The organism is Photobacterium angustum (genome assembly GCF_002954615.1).
Lineage (GTDB): Bacteria > Pseudomonadota > Gammaproteobacteria > Enterobacterales > Vibrionaceae > Photobacterium > Photobacterium angustum_A.
In genome coordinates, this window is sequence record NZ_MSCJ01000003.1 from 573824 (window position 1) to 595706 (window position 21883).

Consider the following 21883-nt stretch of genomic DNA (forward strand, 5'->3'; position numbering starts at 1 on the left):
TTATGATTTTTGTTTTTCTAGTAAACGCTGCTGATATTGTATTGGCGTTACCCCTCGATTTCTTTGAAAGGCTTTGTTAAAGCTTTGGACATTTTTATAACTTAAATTCGCCGCGATCTCTGTTATGGGCAGCCCGCGTTGCATGTACTTTATTGCAATGTTACATAATACATAGTTAGTGGTATCGGTGAATGTCCAGCCAAAGCGGTGCAATCGTCGTTGCAGCTGTTGCTTTGATAAGTCTAAACGTTGTGCAATAAAATTGAGATTAGGGTACTGGTAGTAGCGTGAATAATTGATCAACTCAAACATCAATTTTGCGGTATCAGTCGGTTGTGGCATGTTTAAAAAATCATCAAGTTGTAAATTTGACATTAACATGGGTTTTTTGAATTTAAGCACACGATTATCGACATGCTCTAATACTGACATAGGCAGCCAAACTTGGGTTGAATGTGCGTTCCAGCGAATAGGGCATTGAAAATAATCATTGATAGCTGAGTTGTGGGTTTCAGTGGCATTTAGTTGGATCTTTAATGGAGTGAAGTCGTCACCCAAATACTCACGAATTGTTTGAACAAATAAGATAGCTACTCGCAAATTATCATGCAGCCCTCCTCGTCCTTTAGAGTAAGGGTTGTGATAAGTCCACTTTAATATATTGCCCGAGAGTTCGCTGTGGTATGACGCACCACTTTGCAAGCATGATAAACCATAGTTGATTCGTCTCAGTGCTAATGGCAAATCGGGGCAACTTAAATACCATTCTCCTAATCCTCCCATTTGTTCAAATGTTATCTCTTTAGCCAGCTTTACCATGTAAGAGGAGTCATCGGTGAGTTGTTCTATACGTTCTAACCAAGCTAAATAATCATTAAAAGGGAGCAGCGACATGCTTTCTTTAAGCAATAAATCTGGCACTTCAAGGTGGCTGAATGAAAGGTCGTAGTGCTTTATGAGTGCACTATTGAGAGGCTTGATAAATAAGGTTCTTATAAAAGCAATATCTAACATGTTAGCAGGCCGATAAAAAGCGTGGAATGGATAGAATATATCAAATAATAGCTATAAATGATATTTTCAATCTGCTTTTGTTTCTCAATACAAAAAATTACTCACAATGAACTCAATTAATAACGCTAATCCGTTAAATAAGAATAATGACTAAATAACCGGAGAATTTAATGAGTTTATTTAGTATGCCTTTCACTGGCACGAACATAGATACGGTATTACATATTGTTGCAGGTGTTGTCTTGATTGGCACGATTGCAGCTATTGGTATTGGTTTTTGGAAACTTCATGAATTACCTATTCATAAAGCATCCAGTAGTGAACATCACCAAATAGGATTAATTACAGCGTTAACCTGGATAGGCTTCATCTGGCATTGGGTATGGGTACTTGCAGTGATTATTGCTTTCGTTGATGGAGAGCAAGCATTGAAGCGATTACGTGATATCTGGCATGGCGATAGTCTTAATACAAAAACTGATGGTGTAGATAATGATTCATCTTTAGTGCCACAAACAAAAGAGGAGCAGACGAATGCTTGAAGGTTTAGCCGTCTGGGCACTATTTATTTATCTGCTTCGTTTAGTGGGCATGCCATGGAATAAGTTCACTAAGGCTTTTGCGTATATTGGCGGTGGTAGTTGGTTAGTGTTTGTATGGTACGGGTTAATTACGTTCGCACCGATGGACTTATCTGGAGGCTCATTAGTACAGTCTCCTCATATTCAGTTAAGACCTGCAGCAACAACAATTAATGGCCATGTTAAGTCTATTCACGTTACACCGAATAGTCAGGTGAAAGAAGGGGATTTAGTGTATGAGCTTGATACAGAACCCTATCGTATTGCGTTAAATAAAGCTCAAGCAAGTTTAGCATCAGCAGAAGTGGCTTTAGATATTGCTAAAGAAGATGTTGATATGGCACAAGCGAGTTATCACGCCGCAGATAAAGATATTGAGATCGCGCAAAATCAGCTTGTTGCAGCGAATGAAGATTATAAATTAAAGCAAGCGATGCTAAATCGCTATATTAAGCAAAATAAAGTCGTACAACATACGATTACGCAAAGTAAATTAGACGAGCAGCGGACAGCTGTAGAAGTTGCAAAGTCACAAAAGGTGATGCTTGCTTCACAAATTGAAAAAGCAAAAATATCAGTGAAGAAAGCGAAGCTAACCTTAGAAAAGTCACGTCTAGCAGTGAATAGCCGTGAAGTTGATGTTGATACACAGCATGAAAACGTCGCGAAAGCACAGTGGGATTTAGAGCATACCAAAGTGTACGCGCCTGCTGATGGTTATGTAACAAACTTTATTATGCGTGAAGGGCAGTTTGTTGGCTCTGTACCTCGTATGCAAATGTATACCACCGAAAAATATGTGTTAATGCGTGTTAACCATCAGGCTATTCGTAATGTGAAAGTGGGACAAATGGCTGAATTTGCAACGGCGGTTTACCCTGGAAAGGTGTTTACCGCTGAAGTGGAAGGTATTGTTGAAGCGACGGGGGAATCACAAGGTAACTTGATTGGTCGAGAAACCAATGTACGTCAAACAGCAGGGGCGAATATGGCAAATAAACATCATTTTGTCCGCCTGAAAGTAATTGAAACGGAAGGTTATGATATTCCGGTCGGTTCGGTAGGTATCGGTTGGATCAGCGCTGAAAAGCCGATTAGCTTCTTAGGTTTCTTAGATGTAGTACGTGGGATCATTATTCGAATGAAGTCGCAGCTATTCTATGTGTGGTCAATGTAAGTAATTACTTACAATATACAGTAAGCCAGTTTTCTTATTATAAAGAGGCTGGCTTTTTTAGTCTTGGCGTAATGTATTAACATTCGAGATAGGCGTTGGATAACGGCTTACTATCCAATACGTTGAAAGAATAAAGGTTGTTAATGTTACGATTTGAATAAATGTTTTTCCTTGTACTGAAATTAATCCATTAGCGATGGCAGTATAAGCGAGCAATAAAGAAAACTCACTTGCTTGGCTTAATCTTGCACTTAACTCTTTGTTTATAGGAACTTCTGTGTTTGAAATGATAAGAGCGCGATAGAACCCCCATGCCTTTAGACGAATCAGTAATACACCAAATAAAATCCCCCATAAAGTATAAATATCGCTGGCCAGTAAGTTAATGTTCGCACCAATAGCGAAAAAGAACAGGATTAAAAAAAATTCTCTTAATGGTTTCAAGTGGATAGAAATAACATTGGAAATGGGGCTAACGGCTAACAATGTACCTGCGATAAAGGCTCCTGTTTCGTACGATAGACCAATACGATGGCTGATTTCAGCCCAACATAAACACCACGCGAGGGTTGCGACAAAACTGTATTCTTGAATAACATCAAATTTTTTCATTAGCGGAAGCAGCATGAGCTTAACGGCGAAGTATGCACTTACAATCACAATTAGAAGCTTGGCGAATATCAAAAAGATAGCAAGGTCGATACGCTGCTCGGTATCGATATTGAGCAGTAGTAAAACAGTAATGGCTAAAATATCTTGAATTAACAAGATACTGGTCATCATTTCTCCCATTTTCTGGTGGTGAAGCGTTGTGGTAGGAATTAACTTAAGGCCAATAACGGTACTAGAAAACATCATTGCTGCCGCTGTGATAATGGCATCTTTGAGAGGAAGTTGGATCATTAATGCAAAAAGCAATGTGCAAATGAAGAAGAATAGACTGCAACAAAGCGTAATAAGTGCACTTTCTCTAAATAGACGTAGCAAGCGTTGAGGTTGTAAGTTTAGGCCCAGTAAAAAAAGCAGTAAAATGACACCAATATGCCCCATTTGGGTAATCGCTTCAGCATTATTGATCATGCCGAGTCCATAAGGACCAATAATAATGCCCGCAACGATGTACGCGATGATGATGGGTTGCTTGGCAAAGAGGAACAAACTCCCTAAGCCCGCAGCGCTAATCACAATCGCGCAAAGCTCAAAAATCATGGTATTGATACTATCAACCATCGACACCTACCTAGCTATGAAACGCAGCATGCGTAGTTGATTGCAGAAGGCAATGATAAAAGCATAGTGGTTGAAAAAAAATTGGGTTGAATGTTTTTGCGACAAGAAATTAGGAATAGGTAAAAGCGGGTGTGTAACGTGATAAATAGCGAAGAGATAACAAGAAATAAACATAGATAACGCTTAGTTATCTATGTTTATTGATACTATTAAGCGCGATACCGTTTGTATTGCGATAAAATATCGGCAATCAATTCAGGCTCAGATAGCCCATCAACTAAATACGATTGCTGATTGTTTTTAATCATTACCTCAAGATGAATTTGTTCATTATCAGTGTTTTTATGGAGCTGTAATGCGTATTCATAAGGTTGATGTCGATTGTTATCAATCACCAAACGAATACGACCATCGATACAATAAAGATCTGTGTCAAAGCCATCATCGGCCAGTTTTTTACTGGCTTTGGTTAAGGCTGATCTTGCAATTGTATAGATATCGGCATGGGAAGAATACTGTGCCATGTCTTGTCTCCCTCTGTTCTAAAATATGCTCGGACGTTGGTAAACGTCTGTCGCTGTCAGAAGATTTTATCGGGCAAAGACAAGGTGTTACCAACTAAAAAAATCTATCATTATCATCAGTTCTACTTATTAAAATGTAACTAATTATTAACGTGTAACTCACTGATTTTAAAGCCATATGAAAGGAGGGGATATCCATTTCAGGAATAATCAATAGTCGATTTTTTTTATTATTTCATTTTAGTCTGAAATTTTAATATCTGTTGCTACTATTGATAGGTGCAATGAATTCAATATGTTAAAAGGAATATATGAATGTGTAAGCGTTACCTTACTTTAATCCCAGTGGTTGCTTTATTGACTCTCTCAACGGCCCATGCCGATTCTCTAGTTCAAGGGTTAAATCGTGTCGATAACTCTATAGATAAAGTACAAAATACAATTCATGGAACGCAGAACTCGATACGTAATGGCCAGAATAAAGTTGATAATACACAACGTGCTATCAGTGAAATTCAAGATGGTACTTATGTAGAAAAGCGTGTTGAAAAAAAAGTGCGTAACCAAAAACGTAAAGTCGTGAATGGGGCCATTAATAAGTCATCGAATGCGATACGTAAAGCAACGAACGTTTATTAAGTTAAGCATAGCTAAGTTAAGTATAGTGATAAAAAAGCGGCGATATCATTATCTATATAAATAGAATGATATCGCCGCTTTTTTTACCCATAATTTGGGTTAAGCATATAAGACGTAATTATGAGTTTTGTAATTTCGCCTTCGCTTCTTTTCTTTCTGCTGCTCGACATGCCGCTGCGGTAAATACCACATCCGTTGAACTATTTAATGCCGTTTCTGCTGAATCTTGAATCACACCAATAATAAAGCCAACAGCAACAACCTGCATAGCAACTTCACTAGGGATACCAAATAAGCTTGAAGCTAAAGGGATCAACAGTAGTGAACCACCGGCGACACCTGATGCACCACAAGCCGAAACCGCAGCAACAACACTTAGTAAAACGGCTGTTGCTAAATCGACTTCAATGCCTAAGGTATGAACGGCTGCAAGGGTTAAGACGGTAATGGTAATTGCCGCTCCCCCCATATTGATAGTAGCGCCCAGTGGGATAGAAACAGAGTAAGTATCTTCATGCAGGTTAAGATCTTTACAAAGCTTCATATTTACTGGAATGTTTGCAGCAGAACTACGGGTAAAGAAAGCGGTAATACCACTTTCACGTACACAACGGAAAACAAGCGGGTAAGGATTTTCACCTGTTTTTACGTAAACAATGATTGGGTTAATAACAAAAGCAAGAATTGCCATTGAGCCTAATAGTACACCCAATAAGTGGGCGTATCCCGCCAATGCAGCAAAGCCTGTTTTAGCAAAGGTTTCAGAGACTAAGCCAAAAATACCAATAGGCGCTAAACGAATAATAAAGCGAACAATGAGTGTTACGCCATTCGACATATCATGGAAAACTTGTTTAGTCGCATCGCTTGCTTGGTGAAGAGCAAAACCAAGTGCTACAGCCCATGCTAAAATACCAATAAAATTACCGTTCATAAGCGCATGAACTGGGTTATCAACAATCTTAAATAGCAAGGAGCTAATGACTTCTGCAATACCTTCCGGTGGCGCAATTGAATTGGAACTAGCAACAAGCGTTAAAGTGGTCGGGAAAAGAAAGCTCATCGCTACAGCAGTAAATGCCGCCATTAAAGTGCCAAATAAATACAACACGATAATTGGCTTCATGTTGGTATGTGTGCCTTTCTTTTGGTTGGCAATAGATGAAGCAACCAAAATGAAAACAAGAATAGGAGCAACGGCTTTTAGCGCTGCAACAAATAATCCCCCAAGAAAACCAACACTCATCGCTGATGATGGTGATAGTGTCGCAAGTAATACGCCAGCAACAATACCGATCATAATTTGTATAACTAAACTACCATTGGCCACTCTGGCTAAAAAAGGTTGTGATTGACTCATATAACATCCTGCATTTTATATTCTGTGAATAGCTTTTTATTTTGCGTCTGAAACATTTTTTAACAGGATCTGTTTGAAATAGCCAGTTATCTTTTTATAAGGTTTTAACCAACATAAATATAACGTTACATTTAACATTTTATTATCAAAATATCATGGGTCGGCATACAAACAGCTTGTTTGATAACGATAAATTGCAGTGAATGTATAATGTGTGTTAATGAATGTTATGTGGTCATGCCAATCTTTATGGGAATGCAAAAAAACAGAAAGAATTAAATGCTTTAATATGTAAGAAAATAAAACCTCTGCTACAGCATTTATATCTGCAACAGAGGTTTTTTAGGTCGTTATTTAATGAATATATCTATTTAGGATCTAAGTCTGAGAGAGATGATGTACGTGATGCTGTTGCTTTCAGTTGCTGTGCTTTATCAAGCAATTGCATAATACGTTTATCATTCCATTGCTGGCGATCTTGACTATAAGTTGATGCCATAATTTCAGCTACAGCATTATCTAATTGTTGTGCTAGCTCTGGGTTGGCAGAAAGTTTCTCATGCTGCTGCTGTTTCCATTGCTGGTAGTAAGTTTGAATTTGTACAGTTTCACGTTTTGTAATTGCTTGTTTCAACGCTTGCTCTACATTCGTTGTTCCTGATTGAAGAACGATTTCGGTATTTGATGCAGGTTGCGCCTTGTGTGCTTTAATTAATAGCCCTAGTGTTATTAACCAAAGTAAAGCAAACACTGCTGTCGCCCATTGCCAGTAGTAATGTTGTGCTACATTGCTATGCGCATTGTTAATATTGGCATTATTTTGAGGCGTAACAACGGATGGTGCTGTTAATGCTGGTGGCGTAATTGTACCGCTGGCATTGGGATCGACCGTTACGTTTAATGTTAGCCCATCAACTTTAGTTGTTTGCTGTTTTTCTTGTTGGGTATTCCACCAATTAATGCTAACTGTTGGTAATTCAATCTTGCCTGTTTCACGAGGAATGATGACTTGCTTTAATGTCATTGTTGTATAGCCATTCCCTTCTGAATATTCAGGTTTCTCATCATAACTTCTTACTGATGTTGGATACGTTAAGCTGATATTCGGCATATTACTTTGGGCTATATTTTTAATACGTAAGGTTAAAATACGCGTAATAGGCTCGCCTACTTTTGCATCCACGGTTGTTTTACCATTGACTGATGGTTGCCATACTTGATTGAGTTGCAAATCAGAGGTTGGTAGCCATAAGCCTTTATAGTTACTTGGTTTTGCTTTAATTGTAAGTTCAATATTTTTTGCTGTTTTATCCACTGGCATTGTTAATGTTGAACCGAAGCCACGACTCCCTTTAATCACGCTACCGCTGAATTTCGCACCATGTAAGGTAATATTCCCTGGCTTATCTGCTGTGATCTGGTAATTGCGTGTGATCACAATATAGCGACGTCCATTTTGAACAACTTCGTTTTGAGCATCTTGCCCAACTTGCGTTGCTGTTAGTCCATCACCATAAGGTGGTGCTAAAGTCGCTTGATCCATTTGCTCGCCAATTAAGATACGCACCCGATAATTAATTGACTCACCTACATAGATGCTTGATTTATCGTTAATACCTTCAATGGAAATAGATGATTGGTTCGCGTTGGCTGCTTGGGTTTGTTTACTGCTTTTCAAAACAGTAATCGTAATTGGTTCGGTTTTTGAGCTACCAATTTGAAACGCAGGGAGCGTAAGAGTACCAACCTTGGTTGCAGCTAGCGCTACTGTCCAGCTAGTATTACGTGAAATAACCCCGTTAATCATCGAAGTCCCGCTACTTACGCTAGGGCGTCCATAAGCAAAATCAGGACTTAATGGCGCAAGATTAAGTGAATTGGTATTTACACTATCATCGACAGCAACCGTTAATTGGAAAACCTCATTAACACCAACAATATTTTTAGACACTGTTGCTTCCGCTTGTGCCGCCATCGCTTGGGTTGATAGTAGCGCACTGAAAAACAAAGCAATGTACAACAATGGTGTAGTTACTTTTTTGCCAAAAAATAATTTATTCATAAATCTATTCATTGTCCTATTACCATGAGTTCTCAGTTTTTTGCTGCGCTTCTTTCTGTTGCGCTTGCAAAATTAATTGAGCTCGGATCAAACCACTGGTGTCATCAGGCACTTGTTCCAATTTCTTCAAAATAGGGTTACTAGCTGAAAGCACTTCTCCGTCTTTTGTTGCTTGGTCACTCATTCGTACTTGATTGTTGTTATTTGTTTCTTTGCTTTTATCTTGTTCAGACTTAGTGGCTGATTTTTCCTCTGCTTGCTGTTGCTGTTGCTGTTGCTGTTGCTGTTGCTTTGCTGCTTGTTTTGCATTTTCATCAGCACGTTGTTGTTCAGCCGCTTTTTGCTCGGCAGTTTTCTCTTTTTCTGGCTGTGATCGTTTATCACTACCTGCTTGCTGAGATTGCTGCTGATCTTTCCCTTGTTGTTTATCAGACTGACCTTGTTGCTGTTTTTGGGATTGCTGCTGTTTACTCGTGTTGTTCTGATCCTGCTTTTGGTCATTTTGTTTCGATTGTGAAGACTGCTTATCATTAGATTGTTTGTTATCTGATGATTTTTGCTGATCTTGGTTTTGTTGTGACTGCTGGCTGTTATCTTGGCTCTGTTTTTTATCATTAGAGCCTTGTGATTGCTGCTGTTGCTTGTCACTCTTCTGCTGATTCTGCTGATTCTGCTGCTGTTGTTTCTTTTGTTGCTCCAGTGCTTTCTTCACTATATCGAGGTTTTTCTTAACATCGGGGTAGTTAGGGTCGGCTTTCTGTAGCTTTTCATAAGTATCTACTGCTTGCTGTAACTTCCCACTTTGTGCATAAGCATTACCTAGGTTGTACTGCGACATTGAATCATGTAATGGCTTCAAGGTTTCAATGGCTTGTGCATAATTTTTTGCTTTATATTCAGCGATACCTTTCCATTGCGGAGATTCAAAATCTTGTGCCGCTTGCTTATATTTACCATCGGTATAAGTTTGGTAAGCTTGCTGCTCTGCATTTACCCATGGGCTCGCTTGCGCATGATCAATAGGTAAAAAGAAGAACATAGTGGCAATGACAACGCCACGGCGGAAACCCAGTAATGCCAGTAATAACAAAGGTAAAACTAACCAAAATCCGCCATTTAAACGTTCTTGCAGTTCTTTTTGTTGATCTTTTTTACCGCTATCTTGTGGTTTTGCTGTGAAGTGGACAATCGCATTAACATCTTGATCTGTCGGTTGAACCATCTGCAAAATACCACCAGTTTGCTTAACAATAGGTTCTAGTGTTTTCAGGTTAATTTTTGAAATAACAGGAGAGCCATTATCCATTAATAATCGGCCATCAGGCAGTGGAACAGGTGCTCCATCAACTGTGCCCATTGCTAAAATAGAGACACGATATTTAGTACCTTTTAATTCGGCTAAACTTTTAGCTGATTCCTGCTTAGACATACCGTCGGTCACTAAGATAATATCACCCGTACTATTACCAGCCTGTTTAAGTAATTTTATCGCTTCAGCAATACCTGCCGCGGCATTACTACCAGGAATTGGCATAATCTTTGGCGATAGGCTAGGGATCAAGTTTGCTAAAGTATGGCTATCTTCAGTTAACGGGCTGACTTCATAGCCATCTCCCGCATAGGTGACTAACCCCGTACTGCCTTCTTTCCAGCCAGGTAACATATCAAGCGCTTTAAAACGCGCCTGTGTTAAACGGTTCGGTTTTATATCGGTCGCATACATAGAGCGGGACATATCCATTACCAATACGCGTGCGCCACTTAGGTTATAAGCTGGTAGTTTTACTTTTTGCCAACTAGGGCCAGCCATCGCAATCACAGCAATTAACCAGCCCAAAGTGAGTATGGCAATGGGCCATGATGTTGATTTAGGCTGAGCCATACCTAATTTTTTTGTTAGGTGTGGCGCAATTAACCCCGTGGTTTGTTTCTTGGTTTTAAGCCAAGGTAAAAGAAAGACTAATGGCACAAGTGCCAAGAACCACATTGGGTGCATAAAAGTAAAATTAGCCATGACGTCTCCTCATAACAGCAATGACGACAGAAAGTAGTAATGCTATGGCTAAAGGATATCGGAACAACTCATCACGTGGACGCCATGTTTGCTGGGCGTTATTGACAGGTTGAAGTTTATTGATGATGTCGTAAATTTTCTCAAGCTGTTGTGGATTACGTGCTCGGAAATATTCACCGCCCGTCATCTTGGCGATTTCAGTTAAAGTCTTTTCATCAAGATCTTGTGATGGATTGACGATGCGATCACCGAAGAAACCTTGTTGCACCATTTGATCGGCACCAACACCTACGGTATAGATTTTCACACCATTTTCTTTGGCTAATTTAGCGGCTTCGAGTGGATCAATCACACCAGAGGTATTTGCACCATCACTTAATAAAATAATTACCCGTTGTGGCGCTTTACTGTTAATAAAGGTTTTAGTCGCAATACCTAGGCCTTCACCGATTGCGGTGCTTTGCCCAATTAAGCCTAAAACAGTACGATCTAGTTGTTGTTCAACTGTCTTACGGTCAAATGTAAGAGGTGTTTGTAGGTAAGCATGATCAGCGAAAAGTACTAGACCCAAGCGATCACCTTTTCGTTTTTCAATAAAATCCGATAACACATGTTTTACTGCGGTTAAGCGATCAACACTTTGCCCATTTTTAGTCACCATATCTGGAATTGACATTGAACCCGATAAATCGACAGCCAGTAACATATCACGGTGTTCTGGTTTTATTTCGATCGGGTTGCCGTACCAAACTGGTCTTGCTGCAGCACAGACAAGACAAGTCCACAGTAAAGCCATTAATACTTTACGAATGATAGAGCGAGGCTGTTTTTGACCAACACCGCTAGGTAATTTGGGTAATTGAATTGCAGCAGGTTGCACAACAGGTTTACTAAAACGGTAAACTAGCCATGCTAAAGGCAACAATGCCCATGCCCAAAGCCATACAAATTCAAACATTTGAAGACTCCTTTTGCGTCATCATGGGTAGTTTTCGTGGTGGCAAAGCATGTTTAAGCCATGTTTTTGTCATTGTTTTACATTGCTGAAAGTCATCACTACTCAATGGCGTATTTGAAAATGAACCTGATAGCCACACAGGTTTAAGCTCTGAAAAACCACTATATTTTACGGGCAGTTGATTATCTAAAAATGCCAACCATGCCTCACCTGTTAATGGTGCAACAATAGTGCGCGAGTAATAACTTAACGCGGCTTGTTTTAGTAAGGTATTGAGAGCGGGTAACCCTTGTTCTTCTGTTATTAACGAAAGTTTCTGTAATGCCTCTTTTTGTGCAGCATTAGTATGCTTTTTACGTCTAATAAGAGTAACTATTACAACAATAGCGAGGATCACCACGGCAAATAATACCCACCATCCCCATGCTAAAGGCCAAAAGTTAGGAGCTTGAGGTAGATGTATATCCGCTAAAGGGAGTTGCTGAACGCTTGGTGTCGCCATTACTTAACTCCTTTGACGCGCTGTTAATTGCTGCAACAAAGGTTCTGCTGCAGATAAATAATGTAGAGGGATCGCCAGTGATTTCGCGATATCAGCTACAAAGTTTTGATGTGTTAGATACTGCTGACTCAATGAATCACGTGTTTTCTTTGATGAAAAATTAAGCCATGCAGATTGCTCTTTATCAGCAACGTGTTCATAGCCTCTAAATTGTGTTTGTCCTTGTTCTAGTGGGTCATGGATTTGGACAAACTGAATTCGATTATGTTGACGTAATTGTGTTAAACGTCGCTTATCATTAAGCGATAATTGGTTAAAATCGCTGATAATAATAATTTCACTGCCTTTAGAACAAAGGTGGTGTAACCGTTTTAATGCATCAGAAAAGTTAAATTGTTGAGGCTGTTCTAATGAATTTAATGCTAACTGTTGTGATTCAATCAGCTTATTGATGATATGAAGTGGACCTTGCTGGCGTGCCGTTGGCTTACATTCATTAACATTCAAACCGTTATAAATTACTGCCCCTATACGATCTTGTTCACTTATAGCAAGCCAGCTTAATAAGCTAGCAAAGTGAGCCGCTTGAACAGATTTCAGCATTAATTGTGAGCCAAATTGCATGCTTCGGCTTAAATCAATAAGCAACATAACGGGTTGCTCGCGTTCTTCGGTAAATAGTTTGGTATGTGTTTTGCCAGTACGTGCGGTTACACGCCAATCAATAGCTCTAATATCATCACCAGCTTGATAGGGACGTACTTCTGAGAAGTTCATCCCACGTCCCTTGTGGCGACTTTGATGTAGGCCATTTAATTGTGACCAGATACTGTACGCTGGTGGCAACCAACGCACGGCCTGATTCTTATATTGCAGTAGCTCAGCCAAACACACATTAACCCCATCGCTATGGGGTGGCAGCGCTACGGTTAAGTGTGATTTGCTCATATACTAGCAACCTGTGAAATCAATTCTTCAACTACGCGATCTGCGGCAATACCTTCAGCTTGTGCTTCATAGCTAAGTAATAAGCGATGACGTAAAACTGGGTAGGCCATTATTTGGATATCTTCTGGTGTAACAAAATCACGACCACTTAGCCAAGCATGAGCACGAGCACAACGATCAAGAGCTAGTGTTGCACGTGGGCTAACACCCATTTGAAGCCAATCTTTTAGCTGAGAGCTGAATTTTTCAGATTGGCGTGTCGCCATGACGAGACGAATAATGTAATGCTCTACATCTTCTGCCATATGAATATTAAGCACTTCTTTTCGTGCAGCAAAAATATCATGTTGGCTAATATGAATAGGCTCTGCTTTTTCAATACCTAATGCTTCACCACGGTTCAGGCGTAATATCTCTAATTCACTTTCAGCACTTGGATAATCGACATTAAGTTGTAATAAGAAACGGTCTAATTGTGCCTCAGGCAGTGGGTAAGTACCTTCTTGCTCAATTGGGTTTTGCGTTGCCATTACGAGGAATAACTCAGGTAATGGGTATGTTTTTCGACCAGCGGTGATCTGCTTTTCAGCCATCGCTTCAAGCATTGCGGCTTGCACTTTTGCCGGCGCACGGTTGATTTCATCTGCAAGAATTAATGAGTTGAAAATAGGGCCTGGCTGGAAAATAAATTCAGCTGTCTCAGGACGAAAAATATCAGTACCTGTTAAATCAGCAGGTAATAGATCGGGCGTAAACTGAATACGGTGAAATTCACCTTCAATACAATCAGAAAGCACTTTAACAGCGCGTGTTTTTGCTAGTCCTGGAGGCCCCTCTACAAGGATGTGACCATCAGCTAGTAAAGCAATTAATAACTGTTTCACTAAATCGGGTTGACCAATGACTTGGCTTTGTAAGTAGTGATTTAATCGTTGAAAAGTACTCGCTAACATAAATTCATTTTCCTTTAGAGCTTACTTAATACATTAAGTAAAAAAGCTGAGACTATCTAATATGGCTTTAGTTCACGTTTTTTGGATTATCAGAATAGCTGTTAAGCATTCATTCGATACGTTTCATGGCGTTTTATATATATCAGGGCAGCAAGAAAGTTATCAAGTCACTTATGTCGTCTTATGTTTTGAATAACTGCAAACAAAGGTTGAAATAGAGCTGCTCAAAAATCAACCAATAAAGTGCTATTTCAAAAGTGAGCGTAATTTTACTCACAACTAATTAACAAGAAACGTAACGATAACAATTTAGCAACATTGATTTTCTGCATGGTTAAAGGTTTTTTTTAACCATTTGTTTTTTATTGAAATAATAAACATTCAGAAGATTAGTCTGATATAGATCAATAAACTGATTGTTAAATTTAAAAGCGGCGTTTTAATCATATTGATTGGTTTGTTAATACTAATATCAAATAGCTTTAAAATTGTTAATTCCTTCCTTGCTATCAATATGCATCTGTGTTGTTATATTAAATATGCAACGGGTTTGTAATATATCTGTATTATATGAAGCTTATGATGTGAATCAGGTTGTATAAATGATTAGATATAGCTCATAGGCTGAATTGTTAAATTTATGAGACAAACCTTGAGTTTATCAAGTGTATTAATAATTAGATAAAAAAAGGAAGGAGCCTTAAATGAGTAAAGTAGCATTAGTTACAGGTGCTAAAGGTGGTATTGGTTCATCGATCACTCAAGCATTAGTCGATGCAGGTTTTCGAGTAGTTGCAACATATTACCCAACAGGTGAAAAAGCGGCTCAAGAGTGGTTCGCGGCTAATAATTATTCATCTGAGTCTGTTCGATTATTCCCACTCGACGTAACTGATACGAATTACTGTCAAGAAGCGTTAGCAACATTGCTTCAGGAAGAAGGTCAAATTGATGTTTTAGTCAATAACGCTGGTATCACTAAAGATACTACATTCAAGCGTATGACTGCCGATCAATGGAATGCAGTAATCGACACAAATTTAAACAGTCTGTTTAATGTTACTCAGCCTTTATTCGATTCAATGTGTAAAAAAGGTAATGCTCGCATTATTAATATTACATCAGTGAATGGACTTAAAGGTCAGTTTGGTCAAGCAAACTATTCAGCTGCTAAAGCTGGCATGATTGGCTTTACAAAAGCACTAGCAGCAGAAGGCGCACGTGCTGGCGTAACGGTAAATGCTGTTGCTCCTGGTTATACAGGTACGCCAATGGTTGAAGCGATCAAACCTGAAGTACTTGATTCAATTAAAGCTGAAATTCCAATGCGCCGTTTAGCGCTACCACAAGAAGTAGCAGCAGCAGTGACATTTTTAGCAAGTGATGCAGCAGCTTATATTACTGGTGAGACATTATCAGTAAATGGCGGCTTATACATGCAATAAGCATGATTGACTGATTATTGAATTTTTAAGTAAGGACGCAAATTAATATGGCTAGGGTATTTATTGTTGCAGCAAAACGTACACCAATCGGTAGTTTTAGCGGCGCACTAAAATCAGTTACAGCAGCAGAGCTTGGCGCAGCAGCAATCAAAGGCGCGTTAGCGGAAACATCAGTGCCAGTAGAAGCGATTGATGAAGTAATTTTCGGTAATGTCGTTGGCGCAGGTCAAGGTATGGGACCGGGTCGACAAGCAGCTTTAAAAGCGGGTATTCCTAATGAAGTACCTGCATACACACTAAATATGGTGTGTGGTAGTGGTATGAAGGCGGTAATGGATGCAGCCGCACACATCAAAGCAGGTGATGCTGATATCGTGGTTGCTGCTGGCGCAGAAAACATGTCTCAAATTCCTTTTTGTGCATCATCGAAAATTCGTGATGGGCAAAAAATGGGCAACCTTGAACTTAGCGATTTATTAATTGCTGACGGTTTAACGGATGCCTTTAATAATTATCACATGGGTGTAACCGCTGAAAATGTTGTTGAGAAAGTAGGCTTAACACGTGAACAGCAAGATAATTTCGCACTAGCGAGCCAACAAAAAGCTGTAGCTGCTATTGAGCAAGGCAAATTTGTTGATGAAATTACACCTGTAGAAGTGGTAGGTCGTCGTGCAACGGTTGTTGTTGATACCGATGAGTACCCGAAACAAGATGCTTCAATCGAAGGTCTGGCAAAGCTTCGCCCTGCATTTAAACGTGATGGTTCTGTTACAGCTGGTAACGCATCAGGTATTAATGATGGCGGTAGTGCAATTATTGTTGTTTCAGAAGCGGCAGTAAATAAATACAACCTTACGCCACTTGCTGAAATTGAAAGTTATGCGCAAGCAGGTATTGCTCCTGAAATTATGGGCTTAGGGCCTGTTCCAGCAGTACTTAAAGCATTAGATAAAGCACAACTATCAATTGATAAAATTGAGCGTTTAGAGTTTAACGAGGCCTTTGCTGGTCAAGCTCTAGGTGTGCTTTATGAAGTAGCAAAAGAAACGAATTCAAAAGTTGAAGATCTCGTTGAACGTGCAAACGTCAATGGCGGAGCTATCGCTCTAGGTCATCCACTAGGTGCATCAGGTAATCGTATTTTAGTGAGCTTATTACATGAAATGCGCCGCCGCGAAGATCAGTACGGTATTGCGACCTTATGTGTAGGTGGTGGTATGGGTACTGCCGTTATTCTAAAACGCGTTTAATTTTTATCTAAATATCGGCGCTGTATGAGGATACATGCAGTGCTTTATTACTATCAATGAGGAAAGATCTATGTATACGGAAATGTTTAAGTCGTTCTCTGAGCAAACTGAAAAATCACTAGCACCATACGTTAAGTTCAACAAACTATTCACTAAGAATGTTGAAGAGCTAACTGAGCTACAACTTGCAGCAGTTCGTGCATACAGTGATTTAGGTCTGTCTCAGCTTAAAGCTGTTAGCGAAGTAAAAGATATCCAATCTCTAACTGCGTTCAATGGCCAACAACTTGAAACGTTGACTAAGCTTTCTAAGCAGCTTATTGATGATAGCAACAAGTTCAACGCTGTTGCTCAATCATTCAAAACAGAAGTAGAAGAGCTTGTTGCTGACAATGTTAAAAAAGCAACGCCAGTAGCTTAAGGTTTATTTTTTAGTCGCTCTCATGTGTATGAGGGCGACTATTTTTGTTACAGCTTATCTCAATTATGCTGGGCCAATTGGTCATAAAGTGTGATTGAATTAGTCCAAGTACAGGGTTTTTGTTATGAACAATCACTTCTTTTCGGACTACTTTGCCAAGCTCCAAGATATGAACCAGCTATGGTGGAAGGAGTTAGACTCCGGCAAGGCAGCCATGAACACCCCATTAAATAAAGCATTAAATGACATTAATTTGGAAGATACTGCTGAATTTTTTGAAAAAGCAGCAACACAGCCAGCAGCGCTTGCACAAGTTCAAATGGACTGGTGGGAAAAACAAGTTAAAATCTGGCAGAACATCGCTATGCCATCTGCCGATGGTGGGCAAGCATTAATTAAGCCTGCAAAAGATGATAAGCGTTTTTGCGATCCTGCATGGGAAAATGAAGCGTTTTATAATTATATCAAGCAATCTTACTTACTCTTTAGCGACACTATGCGTGAAGCTATTGATTCGATTGAAGGTGTTGATGATAAAGCGAAAGAACGTTTAGGTTTTTTTTCGCGCCAAGCGATTAACGCAATGTCACCAACTAATTTTGTCACCACAAACCCAGAACTGGCTAAGTTAACCGTTGAGACTAATGGTGAAAACTTAATTAAAGGGATGGAGTTACTGCAAGAAGACATGCAGAGCAGTGCGGATGTTCTGAAAATTCGCATGACTAATAGCGACGCATTCCAACTGGGTGTCAATATTGCAAACACTGATGGTGAAGTTGTATTTAAGAATGAGTTATTTGAACTTATTCAATATAAGCCATTAACTGAAAATGTTAATAGTACACCATTGTTAATTGTTCCTCCGTTTATCAATAAGTATTACATCCTTGATTTACGTGAAAATAACTCAATGGTTCGTTGGCTTGTAGAGCAAGGTCATACAGTCTTTATGATGTCTTGGAGAAATCCAGGTACACCACAAAGAGATGTGGATTTTGAAAACTATGTACTAGACGGTGTTATCCCTGCCGTTGACGCTATTGAAGACATCACTGGCGAAAAACAAATCAATGCAGCAGGTTACTGTATTGGTGGTACATTATTAGCCACTACTCTTGCGTATTACGCAGCAAAACGTATGCGTAATCGTATTAAATCAGCAACATTCTTTACAACATTACTCGATTTTTCACAACCGGGTGAAATTGGTGCTTATGTTAATGATCCATTAGTATCTGCAATTGAAGCACAAAACGATGTAAATGGTTATATGGACGGCCGCTCTTTGAGTGTGACGTTTAGTTTATTGCGTGAAAATAGTCTTTATTGGAATTATTATGTCAATAATTACTTAAAAGGTAATAGCCCAATAGACTTCGATTTACTTTATTGGAACGGTGATAGTACAAATGTTACAGCTGCATGCCATAGTACTATTTTACGTGAGTTCTATTTAAATAATAAGTTAGTCGATAATAAAGGAATAAAAATTGGTGGTGTTTTTATTGATTTATCTAAAATCAAAGTACCAACATACTTTATTTCTACTCAAGAAGACCATATCGCTTTATGGCAAGGTACATATCGAGGCGCTCAGCAATTAGGTGGGAAGTCGACATTTGTACTAGGAGAGTCTGGTCATATTGCAGGGATAGTAAATCATCCTAAAAAGAATAAATATGGTTTTTGGCTAAGTGATAAGCAAGATGCAAACCCAGAATCTTGGTTAGATAATGCTAAACGTCAAGATGGCTCTTGGTGGACGCATTGGGATACTTGGTTAGGGGATTTTAATAAGAAAGAAAAAGTACCAGCGCGCGAAATTGGAAGTGATAATTATAAAGCACTTTATACAGCGCCTGGAGAGTATGTGAAAGAAACATTACCACTTAAATAACTCCCATGAATGAATAAAGCTCAGTATTATAAATACTGAGCTTTTTTTTTGACATAAATTTGTTATTTTAAATCAGCCATTTTAGAGAAAATGTATATACTAGTTGTAATTCATTTATTATTTAATGATTTACGATGTTGATATCTGATTAATAATAAAAATAATTGTCAGAATGTAAACTTTTCCTATTGGAAATAAAATGGGCGTATTAATGAAAAGAAAAACTCTTGAAGTAGCCGATGATGGTTACTCATTTATAATTAATTTTTTTGATTTTTTAGTTATAAATTTCTCTCTTACTCTTGTCTTTGCATTTTTTGCCCAAGAACCATCACCGTTTGATTTGTTGTATGGTATTTTTGTCAGCGTTACTTTCGTTGCTTGTGGTCACTATGTTGGATTTTATGATAAAGAAAATCGTGCAAATTTTCGACGAATGACTTTGCGTTTATTAGGTAACTTTTTGCTTGTTGAATTCTGTGTTTTATCTATAACATTTTTCTTTGCATTTATTGATCATGTCAATGTACAGGGCTTTATTGGTAATATAGGGCTTTTGTGGTTTATTTTTTCATTTCTCATTATTTGGACTTCGCGTGTTGCTGTTTATTATGCAACTAAATACATTGGTCGCCATAAAAAAACACAACGTATTGCTATTCTTGGAATGACAACAGCTGGTTTAGCGATAGAGAAAGCGTTATTAGAAAAATACAAAAATACAAATTTTGAAATTAGTTATTATGATGATCGTGGTGAAGAGCGCTTTAGTTATTTAACGAAATCTCAGTGTAAAGGGAAAGTTAACGATCTTATTTCCTTTGCAAAAAAAGGCGAAATTGATGATGTGTATGTCGCTTTGCCTATGGTTGCCAAAGAACGTATACATTACTTCTTACATCAATTATCAGATACAACGGTTGATACTTTTGTGGTTCCTGATCTCTTTACTTATAATTTGAATGCTTCTCAAATTTGTCGTGTGGGTAATGTGGATACATTAAGTGTTTTTGCGAGTCCTTTTGAAGGTATTGGTGATTACATTAAACGTCTGGAAGATTTGATTATTGGTAGTGTGATAACGCTCCTTATCTCACCCGTACTTATCGCTGTTGCTATTGGTGTTAAATTGAGTTCGCCTGGTCCTATTTTATTTAAGCAAGACCGTTATGGTCTTCGTGGTAACAAAATTAAAGTGTGGAAGTTCCGTTCCATGAAAGTAATGGAAAATAGTGATGTAGTGAAACAAGCGACTAAAAATGATCCGCGAGTGACCAAATTCGGTGCGTTTATTCGTCGAACATCACTAGATGAGTTGCCACAGTTTATTAATGTGTTGCAAGGCACCATGTCGATTGTTGGTCCGCGTCCTCACGCCGTCGCACACAATGAAGAATATCGAATTCTTGTCGATAACTATATGATTCGTCATAAGATCAAACCTGGCATCACGGGGTTAGCACAAATAAGTGGTTATCGTGGTGAAACGGATACGCTTGATAAGATGGAAAAGCGAATTCAATATGATATTCGTTATATGCAAAATTGGAGCTTAGGCTTAGATTTAAAGATTATTTTCTTAACCATTTTTAAAGGTTTTGTGAGCGAAACAGCATATTAATTTGCCTCTTTACTGGATTGAAATTATTTTTTGCACTTTTTCGAGTTTTTTAATTTTCTGTTGTCTATTATGTTGTAATGATGGACTTTATTTAATTTTTGGAGCAGATAATGACTAAACTAGCAACTATTGAAGGTATCGGTGAAGTATATGCGGCTAAATTAGAAGCGGCAGATGTCCATACGATGGAGCAATTATTAGATAAAGGTCAGAAACCTGCAGGCCGAAAAGCTATTGCTGAAGCAACGGGCATTAGTAGTAAATTAGTATTAAAGTGGATTAACCGAGCTGATTTATCTCGTGTTAAAGGTATTAGCACTCAATACGCTGATTTATTAGAGTTTTCTGGTGTTGATACTGTCCCAGAACTTGCGCAGCGTAATCCAGAAAATTTACATGCAAAAATGCTAGAAGTGAATGAAGAAAAGGCGCTAGTTCGTCAATTACCGGCATTGAAAAGCGTTCAAGATTGGATTGCACAAGCGAAAGAACTTCCACGTGCGATTGAATACTAGTATTTGATCTAATGAGAAAGCAGTCACTTTGGCTGCTTTTTTATTATTTGGAATATATAGTCGCCTATAGAAATAAAGGATTTGAATGGAGTTTGGGATGATGAACGGGCGTTCTATTATGTGTTTCGTTATAAGTGGCTTGGTGATGGTACTCTTGAGCCTACCGACACAGGCGAAAACCTACAGTGTTGCTGATACGTCAAAAATAGACCCAAGCATTGAATTTAATCTTGATGGGCAAGTAACCGATCAGCGTTTATGCTTCTATGAGGATAAAGCTTACTCGTTGGGTGCGATTATTGATATTGATGGTTATAAACTTCAATGTGCTGTTGAAAATGAAGTGGAATTAAACGGTCGCTTAATGTGGAAAAACTTAGTGCCAGTTAAATAAAAGAAAGCCAGCAATGATTATCAATATTGATAATCATTGCTGGCTAGAGTTAAAGCTAAAAAACGATAATTACTTAGCTAGAGAACGGCTACGAAGTTCGAAAATTAGCTTCTCAGCACTGCATTCGAATTGAATACGCGCTGTTAATTCAGTGCTATTTTCATCTACTGGGGTTGTTTCAACTTTGTAGTTAGCATTCACTTCTTTTGCTAGTGCAAGGTAGTTTGCTAATTCTACTTCTAGTGCATCTTTACCTTGAGCAAAGATTTGAACGTCTGCAGTATCATCGTTTTCTTTGATGATAAAACCTAGTTCACCTGATACACCACATGCTTCACAAACTTGGTATTCTTCTTTTTCAATAGTCATAAC

General features: G+C 38.6%; 21 protein-coding genes. 10 read left to right on the plus strand and 11 right to left on the minus strand.

Going from position 1 to position 21883, the window contains the following annotated elements; genetic code table 11:
• A complete protein-coding gene (locus BTO08_RS17310) occupies window positions 1–1014 on the minus strand; it encodes an AraC family transcriptional regulator (RefSeq protein ID WP_105061867.1) in 1014 nt (337 codons plus the stop codon).
• Between the two features lie 170 nt (window positions 1015–1184).
• On the opposite strand from BTO08_RS17310, the gene BTO08_RS17315 reads away from it, so the two are divergent.
• Entirely contained in the window at window positions 1185–1556 is a 372-nt protein-coding gene (locus BTO08_RS17315; RefSeq protein ID WP_105061868.1) for an MFS transporter, read from the plus strand.
• Complete coding sequence (locus BTO08_RS17320; RefSeq protein ID WP_105061869.1) at window positions 1549–2772, plus strand: HlyD family secretion protein; 1224 nt, start codon at window positions 1549–1551, stop codon at window positions 2770–2772. The genes BTO08_RS17315 and BTO08_RS17320 overlap by 8 nt, the downstream gene beginning before the upstream one ends.
• Window positions 2773–2829: 57 nt before the next feature.
• Here BTO08_RS17320 and BTO08_RS17325 read toward each other — a convergent pair whose 3' ends face one another.
• Together BTO08_RS17325 and BTO08_RS17330 are read right to left on the minus strand one after the other, a co-directional pair.
• Window positions 2830–4002, minus strand: a complete 1173-nt coding sequence (locus tag BTO08_RS17325) for a cation:proton antiporter (protein ID WP_105061870.1) — start codon at window positions 4000–4002, stop codon at window positions 2830–2832.
• Window positions 4003–4211: 209 nt separating this feature from the next.
• On the minus strand, window positions 4212–4526 hold the full coding sequence (locus BTO08_RS17330; RefSeq protein ID WP_105061871.1) for a hypothetical protein: 315 nt from the start codon (window positions 4524–4526) through the stop codon (window positions 4212–4214).
• 315 nt (window positions 4527–4841) lie between these two features.
• Between BTO08_RS17330 and BTO08_RS17335 the strand changes: the two genes are divergently transcribed.
• Window positions 4842–5165: a hypothetical protein gene (locus BTO08_RS17335; protein WP_105061872.1), complete on the plus strand. Its 324-nt coding sequence runs from the start codon at window positions 4842–4844 to the stop codon at window positions 5163–5165.
• 118 nt (window positions 5166–5283) lie between these two features.
• Here the strand turns inward: BTO08_RS17335 and sstT are convergent, their stop codons facing one another.
• The 7 genes from sstT to BTO08_RS17370 all read right to left on the minus strand — a co-directional run bounded on the left by sstT (window position 5284) and on the right by BTO08_RS17370 (window position 13962).
• Window positions 5284–6525: a serine/threonine transporter SstT gene (gene sstT / locus BTO08_RS17340; protein ID WP_105061873.1), complete on the minus strand. Its 1242-nt coding sequence runs from the start codon at window positions 6523–6525 to the stop codon at window positions 5284–5286.
• Window positions 6526–6892: 367 nt separating this feature from the next.
• Window positions 6893–8587, minus strand: coding sequence for a BatD family protein (locus BTO08_RS17345; protein ID WP_105061874.1), 1695 nt, complete (start codon window positions 8585–8587; stop codon window positions 6893–6895).
• A 19-nt stretch (window positions 8588–8606) separates the two neighbouring features.
• Window positions 8607–10601 (minus strand): VWA domain-containing protein, encoded by a 1995-nt coding sequence (locus BTO08_RS17350; RefSeq protein WP_105061875.1) that lies wholly within the window; start codon window positions 10599–10601, stop codon window positions 8607–8609.
• Window positions 10594–11559, minus strand: coding sequence for a vWA domain-containing protein (locus tag BTO08_RS17355; RefSeq protein ID WP_105061876.1), 966 nt, complete (start codon window positions 11557–11559; stop codon window positions 10594–10596). The genes BTO08_RS17350 and BTO08_RS17355 overlap by 8 nt, the downstream gene beginning before the upstream one ends.
• A complete protein-coding gene (locus BTO08_RS17360) occupies window positions 11552–12061 on the minus strand; it encodes a DUF4381 domain-containing protein (RefSeq protein WP_105061877.1) in 510 nt (169 codons plus the stop codon). The genes BTO08_RS17355 and BTO08_RS17360 overlap by 8 nt, the downstream gene beginning before the upstream one ends.
• A 3-nt stretch (window positions 12062–12064) precedes the next feature.
• The gene (locus tag BTO08_RS17365) at window positions 12065–13009 is read right to left on the minus strand and encodes a DUF58 domain-containing protein (protein WP_105061878.1); all 945 of its coding nucleotides are present in this window, start codon (window positions 13007–13009) and stop codon (window positions 12065–12067) included.
• The gene (locus BTO08_RS17370) at window positions 13006–13962 is read right to left on the minus strand and encodes an AAA family ATPase (RefSeq protein WP_105061879.1); all 957 of its coding nucleotides are present in this window, start codon (window positions 13960–13962) and stop codon (window positions 13006–13008) included. Before BTO08_RS17370 ends, BTO08_RS17365 begins: the two co-directional genes overlap by 4 nt.
• A gap of 704 nt (window positions 13963–14666) precedes the next feature.
• Here BTO08_RS17370 and BTO08_RS17375 point away from each other — a divergent pair.
• The 7 genes from BTO08_RS17375 (at window position 14667) to BTO08_RS17405 (ending at window position 21511) form a co-directional block, all read left to right on the plus strand.
• Entirely contained in the window at window positions 14667–15407 is a 741-nt protein-coding gene (locus BTO08_RS17375; RefSeq protein WP_045149950.1) for an SDR family oxidoreductase, read from the plus strand.
• 47 nt (window positions 15408–15454) lie between these two features.
• Window positions 15455–16660, plus strand: a complete 1206-nt coding sequence (locus BTO08_RS17380) for an acetyl-CoA C-acetyltransferase (protein WP_105061880.1) — start codon at window positions 15455–15457, stop codon at window positions 16658–16660.
• Between the two features lie 70 nt (window positions 16661–16730).
• On the plus strand, window positions 16731–17081 hold the full coding sequence (locus BTO08_RS17385) for a phasin family protein (RefSeq protein WP_105061881.1): 351 nt from the start codon (window positions 16731–16733) through the stop codon (window positions 17079–17081).
• A 124-nt stretch (window positions 17082–17205) separates the two neighbouring features.
• Window positions 17206–18981, plus strand: coding sequence for a class I poly(R)-hydroxyalkanoic acid synthase (gene phaC / locus BTO08_RS17390; RefSeq protein WP_105061882.1), 1776 nt, complete (start codon window positions 17206–17208; stop codon window positions 18979–18981).
• A 211-nt stretch (window positions 18982–19192) separates the two neighbouring features.
• Window positions 19193–20602 (plus strand): undecaprenyl-phosphate glucose phosphotransferase, encoded by a 1410-nt coding sequence (locus tag BTO08_RS17395; protein ID WP_146108443.1) that lies wholly within the window; start codon window positions 19193–19195, stop codon window positions 20600–20602.
• A 110-nt stretch (window positions 20603–20712) separates the two neighbouring features.
• Window positions 20713–21117, plus strand: a complete 405-nt coding sequence (locus BTO08_RS17400; RefSeq protein ID WP_105061884.1) for a DUF4332 domain-containing protein — start codon at window positions 20713–20715, stop codon at window positions 21115–21117.
• 97 nt (window positions 21118–21214) lie between these two features.
• Entirely contained in the window at window positions 21215–21511 is a 297-nt protein-coding gene (locus BTO08_RS17405; protein WP_242446292.1) for a DUF1496 domain-containing protein, read from the plus strand.
• A gap of 69 nt (window positions 21512–21580) precedes the next feature.
• Here the strand turns inward: BTO08_RS17405 and BTO08_RS17410 are convergent, their stop codons facing one another.
• Window positions 21581–21880 carry a DUF406 family protein gene (locus BTO08_RS17410; RefSeq protein WP_005364200.1) on the minus strand — a complete coding sequence of 100 codons (300 nt, stop codon included), beginning with the start codon at window positions 21878–21880 and terminating at the stop codon, window positions 21581–21583.
• Between the last annotated feature and the right edge of the window lie 3 nt (window positions 21881–21883).

Excerpts from the sequence above, each read along its gene's own strand:
- BTO08_RS17400 (WP_105061884.1), top strand. The coding sequence starts at position 20,713 with ATGACTAAACTAGCAACTATTGAAGGTATCGGTGAAGTATATGCGGCT.
- BTO08_RS17385 (WP_105061881.1), top strand. The coding sequence starts at position 16,731 with ATGTATACGGAAATGTTTAAGTCGTTCTCTGAGCAAACTGAAAAATCA.
- BTO08_RS17335 (WP_105061872.1), top strand. The coding sequence starts at position 4,842 with ATGTGTAAGCGTTACCTTACTTTAATCCCAGTGGTTGCTTTATTGACT.
- BTO08_RS17395 (WP_146108443.1), top strand. The coding sequence starts at position 19,193 with ATGAAAAGAAAAACTCTTGAAGTAGCCGATGATGGTTACTCATTTATA.
- BTO08_RS17345 (WP_105061874.1), bottom strand. The coding sequence starts at position 8,587 with ATGAATAAATTATTTTTTGGCAAAAAAGTAACTACACCATTGTTGTAC.
- BTO08_RS17410 (WP_005364200.1), bottom strand. The coding sequence starts at position 21,880 with ATGACTATTGAAAAAGAAGAATACCAAGTTTGTGAAGCATGTGGTGTA.
- BTO08_RS17315 (WP_105061868.1), top strand. The coding sequence starts at position 1,185 with ATGAGTTTATTTAGTATGCCTTTCACTGGCACGAACATAGATACGGTA.
- BTO08_RS17355 (WP_105061876.1), bottom strand. The coding sequence starts at position 11,559 with ATGTTTGAATTTGTATGGCTTTGGGCATGGGCATTGTTGCCTTTAGCA.
- BTO08_RS17370 (WP_105061879.1), bottom strand. The coding sequence starts at position 13,962 with ATGTTAGCGAGTACTTTTCAACGATTAAATCACTACTTACAAAGCCAA.
- BTO08_RS17325 (WP_105061870.1), bottom strand. The coding sequence starts at position 4,002 with ATGGTTGATAGTATCAATACCATGATTTTTGAGCTTTGCGCGATTGTG.
- BTO08_RS17360 (WP_105061877.1), bottom strand. The coding sequence starts at position 12,061 with ATGGCGACACCAAGCGTTCAGCAACTCCCTTTAGCGGATATACATCTA.
- BTO08_RS17320 (WP_105061869.1), top strand. The coding sequence starts at position 1,549 with ATGCTTGAAGGTTTAGCCGTCTGGGCACTATTTATTTATCTGCTTCGT.
- BTO08_RS17350 (WP_105061875.1), bottom strand. The coding sequence starts at position 10,601 with ATGGCTAATTTTACTTTTATGCACCCAATGTGGTTCTTGGCACTTGTG.
- BTO08_RS17310 (WP_105061867.1), bottom strand. The coding sequence starts at position 1,014 with ATGTTAGATATTGCTTTTATAAGAACCTTATTTATCAAGCCTCTCAAT.
- BTO08_RS17380 (WP_105061880.1), top strand. The coding sequence starts at position 15,455 with ATGGCTAGGGTATTTATTGTTGCAGCAAAACGTACACCAATCGGTAGT.
- BTO08_RS17405 (WP_242446292.1), top strand. The coding sequence starts at position 21,215 with ATGATGAACGGGCGTTCTATTATGTGTTTCGTTATAAGTGGCTTGGTG.
- BTO08_RS17375 (WP_045149950.1), top strand. The coding sequence starts at position 14,667 with ATGAGTAAAGTAGCATTAGTTACAGGTGCTAAAGGTGGTATTGGTTCA.
- BTO08_RS17365 (WP_105061878.1), bottom strand. The coding sequence starts at position 13,009 with ATGAGCAAATCACACTTAACCGTAGCGCTGCCACCCCATAGCGATGGG.
- sstT (WP_105061873.1), bottom strand. The coding sequence starts at position 6,525 with ATGAGTCAATCACAACCTTTTTTAGCCAGAGTGGCCAATGGTAGTTTA.
- phaC (WP_105061882.1), top strand. The coding sequence starts at position 17,206 with ATGAACAATCACTTCTTTTCGGACTACTTTGCCAAGCTCCAAGATATG.
- BTO08_RS17330 (WP_105061871.1), bottom strand. The coding sequence starts at position 4,526 with ATGGCACAGTATTCTTCCCATGCCGATATCTATACAATTGCAAGATCA.